The organism is Bradyrhizobium sp. CCBAU 11434 (assembly GCF_028128895.1).
Classification (GTDB): Bacteria; Pseudomonadota; Alphaproteobacteria; order Rhizobiales; family Xanthobacteraceae; genus Bradyrhizobium; species Bradyrhizobium zhengyangense.
In genome coordinates, this window is sequence record NZ_LBJX01000082.1 from 69,511 (window position 1) to 76,460 (window position 6,950).

General features: G+C 58.2%; 7 protein-coding genes and 1 pseudogene. 6 read left to right on the forward strand and 2 right to left on the reverse strand.

The window, feature by feature from the left end; genetic code table 11:
• Positions 1-2 precede the first annotated feature (2 nt).
• The 3 genes from XI06_RS18320 (at position 3) to XI06_RS18330 (ending at position 2,594) form a co-directional block, all read left to right on the forward strand.
• On the forward strand, positions 3-1,193 hold the full coding sequence (locus XI06_RS18320; protein WP_271606061.1) for an extracellular catalytic domain type 1 short-chain-length polyhydroxyalkanoate depolymerase: 1,191 nt from the start codon (positions 3-5) through the stop codon (positions 1,191-1,193).
• Between the two features lie 222 nt (positions 1,194-1,415).
• Entirely contained in the window at positions 1,416-1,928 is a 513-nt protein-coding gene (locus XI06_RS18325; protein WP_271606062.1) for a Phasin protein, read from the forward strand.
• A gap of 276 nt (positions 1,929-2,204) precedes the next feature.
• Positions 2,205-2,594: a hypothetical protein gene (locus tag XI06_RS18330; RefSeq protein WP_271606063.1), complete on the forward strand. Its 390-nt coding sequence runs from the start codon at positions 2,205-2,207 to the stop codon at positions 2,592-2,594.
• 104 nt (positions 2,595-2,698) lie between these two features.
• Here XI06_RS18330 and XI06_RS18335 read toward each other — a convergent pair whose 3' ends face one another.
• Positions 2,699-3,133 (reverse strand): hypothetical protein, encoded by a 435-nt coding sequence (locus tag XI06_RS18335; RefSeq protein WP_271606064.1) that lies wholly within the window; start codon positions 3,131-3,133, stop codon positions 2,699-2,701.
• A gap of 471 nt (positions 3,134-3,604) precedes the next feature.
• On the opposite strand from XI06_RS18335, the gene XI06_RS18340 reads away from it, so the two are divergent.
• From XI06_RS18340 to XI06_RS18350, 3 genes and pseudogenes are all read left to right on the forward strand, one after another.
• Positions 3,605-3,772, forward strand: a complete 168-nt coding sequence (locus XI06_RS18340; protein WP_271606065.1) for a hypothetical protein — start codon at positions 3,605-3,607, stop codon at positions 3,770-3,772.
• 375 nt (positions 3,773-4,147) lie between these two features.
• Positions 4,148-5,274: pseudogene (locus XI06_RS18345) on the forward strand (sensor histidine kinase).
• Positions 5,275-5,362: 88 nt separating this feature from the next.
• Entirely contained in the window at positions 5,363-6,091 is a 729-nt protein-coding gene (locus tag XI06_RS18350) for a PRC-barrel domain-containing protein (protein WP_442869459.1), read from the forward strand.
• Between the two features lie 424 nt (positions 6,092-6,515).
• Here the strand turns inward: XI06_RS18350 and XI06_RS18355 are convergent.
• Positions 6,516-6,950: carbohydrate porin (locus XI06_RS18355; RefSeq protein ID WP_271606067.1), on the reverse strand; the 435-nt coding region annotated here is incomplete at its 5' end.

Below are 6,950 nucleotides of genomic sequence, written 5' to 3' on the forward strand. Positions count from 1 at the left end.
CGATGCTGAATCAAGACATAGTCCGCGAAGCAACCCGCCTCACGCGTGCCGGCCAACTGGTCGAGGCCACCGCGCTGCTGCAGCGCATGCTCCAAGGCGGTAGCGCTCCAAGACCGGAGCCGCGCAGCGCCTCTCAGGCTCGGCTCCCGCAGCTCGATCCGCTTACCATCGACGCCATTTCCGAAGTTGTCGAGGAGCGGGAAGCTCCGCGGATTGCGCCGGCCCGCTCTGCTCAACGAAGCAGACGCTCCTTACCGCTCGGCGGCATGCGAGCTTTTTCCGCGCTCGGCCTGCGAAGTCCGAGCACGCGCGCTCCTCTGTCCCCATCGGACATCGTGCCCGAGGGCACACGGTTTGTCGCCGGCACCTTCAGTAACGCCGCGGGAAGCCGGACCTACAAGTTGTTCATTCCAAGCCGCTGTCAGGAACAACGGCTTCCCCTGATCGTCATGCTTCACGGCTGCACCCAGTCGCCGGACGATTTCGCCGCCGGCACCCGGATGAACTTCCTGGCGGAAGAGCAGAATTGCTTCGTGGTCTATCCCGAGCAGCCGAGCGGCGCCAACCAGTCGAAGTGCTGGAACTGGTTTCGCACGACCGACCAGCGCCGCGGCGGGGGCGAGCCCTCGATGATCGCCGGCATTACCCGCCAGATCATGCGCGACCATCTGATCGATCCGAAGCGCGCATACGTCGCGGGTCTGTCGGCCGGCGGGGCCGCCGCCGCCATCATGGGCGCAACGTATAGCGACCTGTACGCGGCCGTCGGTATTCATTCAGGCCTCGCGTGTGGAGCCGCGAGCGATCTTCCCTCCGCGTTCGTCGCCATGCGGCAGGGAGGTGGCTCCAAGGCAATTGCGGAGAGCAAACCTTCTGTGCCGACCATCGTTTTCCATGGCGATCGCGACACTACGGTGCATCCAAAGAATGGCGATCAGATTATCGAGCAGTCCGCCAGGGCAACGAGGCCGACGACGAAGGTACTTCGCGCACGCGTACCCCACGGCCATGCCTATACCCGCACCGTCCTGATCGACGGGGCCGGTCGGGCGATTTCCGAACACTGGAATATCGATGGCGCCGGACACGCGTGGTCAGGCGGCAGCCCCGCCGGGTCCTACACTGATCCGCAAGGGCCGGAGGCGACGAGGGAAATGCTGCGCTTTTTCCTCGTGCATTCGCTCGGCGGGTAGTCTGGCTTGTTGTCAGACTGACGCCGTTTGAGCATTGGTCAGGAAGATCGCCAGTTAGACGTTTGTTGGTCGGCGTTGCTACCTAAAATCATCGTCGACATCGCAGTACGCGCAATTGATCTCAGTTCAACAACGCACGGGTTTGGAACGCCACGTCACAAAGCCTGTTGTCCCTGCAGAAATGACCGTTGTGGTCGCCCCCCCATTTTCTTGGAGCGTCAGATGAGCAAGCGCAAACCGGCGACAGTGCCAAAGCGCGCCCGCAATCCGAAAATGGCCGCGCGGGCCGAACGGAACAAGCAGGCCATTGTAAGAAGCCCGAGCGAGAATTTACTTCACGCTACTGAGGCAGTCTCGGTCGAACCGCCTCCTGAGATTCGTGATGATCCTAAACACGAGGCTCCTATCCTTGAGCCTCGGGCGGATGCCTTAGTAGGTGACCTCAGTCAGAGAATGACGGATAGCGATCCAACGAAAGGCGTTGCTTTAGCGACGGCAAACATGCAGGCGTTTCAAGCAAAGCTTCTTGAGATAGCCGGGACGAACGCACAATTTGCTTTTGAATTCGGCCTGAGACTTGCGACGATCAGGTCACCAACTGAATTTTTCGGCTTCATTACGGAGTTTACGAGCAGGCGGGTCGGTATGTCCGCGCAGCATTCGAAAGAACTGGCGGCATTTCCGTTCTGGCTCATCAAGCCACCCAGAGAATTCACGGCACTGCCGGGCCGATAACTGCAAGCCGTATCCGCCGCGGCAAAGGATGGACGCAAATGCGGATAACGCACGCGCCGATCCCCGTTGTCAGATGAGGAGTGTCGGCTCGCCCAACTGGATTAAATGCTCCCCAAAAGGTAGGCGAAAGCGGGCGGGATCGCGAGCAAGCCGGACGAAATTCTTCCTAGTGACCATGTACAACCGCGTCACGTTCAACCGATGCATCGTGCAGTTCGAAGGCCATACGGTCCGCTGTCCTATCCACTTGTTGCAGTACGAATTCAGACACATCACATGCGCGATTTGTTCGTGGGCTATTCGGAAGCTGCTCTCTTAGGTCCAACAGAAGGCCGCGTGCAACGCGATGCATTCGACGGAGAGGGGAAGAGAGGAAGTGCCGCTGGCTCCTGTGATGTGCGACAGGCCGAGGGCGAAGCTTTTCTGTACATCCACGAATTTCTCTCTCAGATCCTGAGCGCCAACCGGAACTCTGTGAGACTTGCTGCACAGTCCAAGCGGACTGCAGGCCTCATCAACTATCGCCGGGGAAAAATTCAAGCTTTTGACCGCCTCGGTCTAGAGAGGATCGTGCGAATGGTACGCGATCTTGAAAGTGCGTTTCGACGCCTTCCTCACTCCGACGTCCACCGCGACCCCGAGCCACAACAAAGCCGACGCGACTAGTCCGATAAAGGTTGAATGTTCACCGCCATCGTTAGAGCACGTTTGCCGCCGGTCCGAGCTCGCATCGTCGCGATGGTGCTGAGCTTAATTTCCGGCCGTGTCGATCACCATCTCCACCAGCTTCGCAATCTTATTCGGGTCAGGTCGCCCGAATTCGAGATGTATGGGTCCGCGTCTGGTGCATAGACGAACGGGACCCCTTTGGAAGTTCCGCTATCGCCGATCCTGGTCACGACGATGTTCCCGAACGCGGTCGTGATGGTGGTCGGCGCTCCGTCTCCGAGCTTGAAGGATACGCCGACTGGACGATGGTCGTTGAGTTCGATCTGCGGAGCGAACGAAAACTGCCGCTCGCCGAAATGGTGCCTGAGCTCCACCATGAAAGGCAGCACGTGCTGCTCAATGGCCCTTTTGCAGTGCTCGACGTCGGCCGCGCGCGTTCCAACATTGTCCGCCGCGATTTCGGTTTGCCGGCCTTTTTCTACCGCGGCGGCCGTGATTTTGGCGGTAAATTTGTCCGCGAGTTCTTGGGCGTTCATGTCTTTGTTCCCGAGGCAGCGAGATGGCGCCCCAGATAACGTGGGCCGAGACTATGCTTTCTTGGCGTCCGATTTTACGGCGGTTGATAATCGTCGCCGCACAATCGCATCGTAGAGCCGATCGATGCTTTCTCTTGGCTCTGCTGATTGTAGGAGCAAGGCAGCGGCCGTCACAAACCAACCGTGACTTAAGATCGCCCGGCCGGCGTTATTTTCAGCGCCTCGGCGATTAGATGGATCGCGTAAGGGTCGGCTTCCAGTTCAGAGACCTTGCGGCTCGCATGGCCAGTGGAATCCGAAGGTGCCGTTAGGCTGGGGCGGATGATGGTTCATAGAACTGCGGTGTGAGCAATATTGCTCACAATTGTGGAACGAACCACAAGTTGAAGCATTGGTTCATTATCACCGCACCTTTTGGTTAGAACCGGTGACTGAGAGTGTTGTGCTCCCGGCCAAAGACGGAGCAGCGCAATGCAAGAAGCATCCGAGCGATATCGTCTGAAGGCGCAAGCCTGCGAACGCTTGTCTCGCGAGGCAAACGACCAAGCCATAAAGAATGCCTGGGCTGAGATCGCTATCGAATGGCACGCGCTGGCCAATCGAGTAGCACAAGAAGCCCAGATCCGCACAAATGAGTGAAAGCGGCGAAGACAGCTTGGGTTAGGTGCGCGGATTGGCACCCCCCTTTCCCGGGAACGAACCATGTGTGAAGAGTGCGACGAAATCGACAAGACGATCCAGCGCTACCGCCGACTAGAGCGTGACATCACGGATCAAGCCATGGTTGATCGGATCAAAGAGCTGATCACGGACTTGCCGGCGCAGAGAGACGCACATTACCCAGAGCGATTCGCCCTCTGACGAGCTTCGACATCCGTCGATCAGTCATGTTTCACCCGCGGCGAAACGCGATGGTGGGGCTACTGCCAATAACCCTCCTTTTATAAGGTTTACATGTCCAATTTACCTGAAGTACCAAAAGTCCTGGTCGTCGAAGACGAAATGATGCTGCGCATGCGTGCGGTGGATATTGTGGAGGATGCCGGATTCTCATCCGTGCAAGCCGTCGATGCCGATCAAGCGCTTTCCATTCTTGAATCTCGCTCTGACATATCACTCCTCTTCACGGATATTCAGATGCCCGGCAGCATGGATGGGCTGAAGCTCGCCCACGCGGTGCACGACCGCTGGCCCGCCATCAAAATCATCCTGGTCTCCGGCCAAGTTGAGCCCTCCGACGCAGAAAGGCCGGAAGACAGCCGTTTCTTTGGCAAGCCGCTCGGCGACAGCCAAATGATCGCCGAGTTGCAGGCGATGGTAGGTGCGGGCGCACTGACGACGATTCCAGACGCGTCCCTGTTGCCGACAGACAAGAGCGGTTACAGCCCGGAAGCAGTCGAATCAAGGCGAATATCGGCACAAGAAGCCGCGCTCGCCGCGGAGAACGATAGCCTTCGCTTATTGCTTGAGCAGGCCAGCATCGATACCAAGGCTTTGCTCACGCAGTCCGGTATCGATGCAGAGGAACGCGATGCAGCAGACAAGTTGCAGAAGCTGATCGTGGGCGAACTGCATCATCGCATCAAGAACAACCTCGCGACCGTCAGCGCCATCGCGTCGCAAAGCTTTCGGACCACGACCAGCATCGAGCACGGACAGAGAGCATGGAAGGCCGGTTGCTGGCTCTATCGCGCGCCCATGATTTGCTGACGCAAGTCAGTTGGTCGAACGCCAGCCTGACCCGCACCGTCAGCGGCGCAACCGAGCCCTTTGACAGCCAGGGCAACAGACGATTCCATCTCAATGGGCCAGACATCAAGGTGGCCTCGGGTGCCGTTATCGCCCTCGCGATGACGCTCAACGAACTTTGCACAAACACGATAAAATTTGGTGCACTATCAAGTTCCGCAGGCAGCGTGGAAGTTGCTTGGAAGATAGACGAGGAAAAGCGGCGGCTTTACTTGACTTGGACGGAACGTGGAGGTCCGCCGGTTGAGCCGCCGAAGCGGAGCAGCTTTGGGACGCGCATGATGCAATCCCTCGGTCAGCAGCTAAAAGGCCACGTTCAGCTCTCTTACGAACCGGCCGGTTTGATCTACTCGCTGGATGTGCCGCTCAGCTCAATCATTGCGACACCTTGAGCCATTGCTTCGGTCGCGAATACGTCGAGTCGTTTCGACAGCTGACAAAACAATCTGATTACCAAATCGAATCAAGGAAATGAGAGTGATGAAACTACGAGCGCTGGTCATAGCTGTCCTTCTCGCAACCATCGGAACCACAAGAGCGATGGCAGAGTGCGAGATCGCCGACGCCAAGCTGGAAGAAGCGATACAGCAAAATCCCCGGCTGCGTGGTCCTGCTAATAGTCAGTCGGTGCGGGATCTACGAAGTTTGCGGGATGCCGCATTCACGCTCCGATCCTACGGGCGTCATGACGACTGTGAGCGTCTTCTGGCAAATATCCGCGAGCTGATTGCTGGGCCGCCAATGGGGTCGTTGGGCGGCAATGACGAGGAAGACGCTGAGAGACAAAACATCGCGAGCGAGCCGAAAGTTAAGCGCGGGGCGGCGCTAGGCAGCCGTGACAGAAAAGACGCAAAGCCGCTTTTGAAGATTGATGAACTCACCCCCGGCTTGAGGACGGACGAAATGATCGGGGCGGAAGTCCGCAGTTCCGACGACAAGATTGTCGGCGAAGTCAGAAACATCGTTTTTGGTACGAAAGATGGCCGAGACTACGCCATCGTCGCCTCCGGCGGCTTTTTTACAACGGGGAAGGAAAGCATCGTCGTGCCTATTCAGTCGCTTAAAGTGACCCAGGATCGGTCGAGCTTCTTTCTTCCGATTTCCAAAGAGACGATGAAAACCGTGCCTGTCATGCCTGACCAGGGCTATTCGTGGCTATCGGATCAAAAATGGCGCACCCATAACGACGCGTTTTTTAAGGGGCCGTGAAAGTAGATGGATAAACTGGGTTCAGACCTTTAAGGCTATCTAGGCCTGTTACTGCACATTCGTGGAGAGGAATCGCGCCGAAGCGTGCGCTCACGGTCCTAGCCGTAGGAAAGTCGCCGGGTGCCACGCGACGACTTTCGTTTACTCGGGCAACGTCGGCGGCGGCTATGCGACCGATCTGCTCGCGCAACTTCGCTGCGCTGGCTGATGAAGAAGGCGGAATCGCAGGGGTTGACGATCGGGTCGGAGGTAGATCTGGACGGCGATGACGTCACCGCGTAGATCAAGGACTCCTACGGGAGTTTCATTTAGGGCGCCTACTCGATCGTCTCCAGCCCGTTGTTCCGGACTATCGGTCGGCCGCCCGAGACCCGCGACGATGGCACCCATACTAACGTCAACGAGACCATCGACGCCAACGTGTTCAAGCGCTGGCGCGCCGATCCGACCTACCGGCCGCAGAACCTTGTGGAATGGGCCCGGCGCAAAAACGTGGACCCAAGCCAACTGCAGACTTCGGTCCGCGCCGACGATCCCAGCGTAGCATGATTAGATTTTGGGCCGGGGGGCTGTAGGATGCTTGGGCGAAGACGCCGGTACCCCGATCGTCGTCATGACCGACGCGAAACAGCTTCTGCTCGAAGACGGCATAGAGGCCGTAGTCGCCGCTGAGGATTGCAGGCGTTCCCGAACTGGCGGGGTTCGCGAGCGACAGGCCGGCTGTGTCAAATCGTGTGTAGTTGAAGCTGCCGAAGTGCCGCCAGCCTCCGAGTTTCAGCTTGCCGTCCAGACCCGGATCTCCCTTCTTGGCGTTCCACTGAAACTGGGCCTCGTAAAAGGCCAGCGGCGGATCGTTGAT

Bases quoted from the DNA above. Each gene is read 5' to 3' on its own strand.
- XI06_RS18335 (WP_271606064.1), bottom strand. From the start codon at position 3,133: ATGAACGCCCAAGAACTCGCGGACAAATTTACCGCCAAAATCACGGCC.
- XI06_RS18330 (WP_271606063.1), top strand. From the start codon at position 2,205: ATGCGCGATTTGTTCGTGGGCTATTCGGAAGCTGCTCTCTTAGGTCCA.
- XI06_RS18350 (WP_442869459.1), top strand. From the start codon at position 5,363: ATGAAACTACGAGCGCTGGTCATAGCTGTCCTTCTCGCAACCATCGGA.
- XI06_RS18320 (WP_271606061.1), top strand. From the start codon at position 3: ATGCTGAATCAAGACATAGTCCGCGAAGCAACCCGCCTCACGCGTGCC.
- XI06_RS18325 (WP_271606062.1), top strand. From the start codon at position 1,416: ATGAGCAAGCGCAAACCGGCGACAGTGCCAAAGCGCGCCCGCAATCCG.
- XI06_RS18340 (WP_271606065.1), top strand. From the start codon at position 3,605: ATGCAAGAAGCATCCGAGCGATATCGTCTGAAGGCGCAAGCCTGCGAA.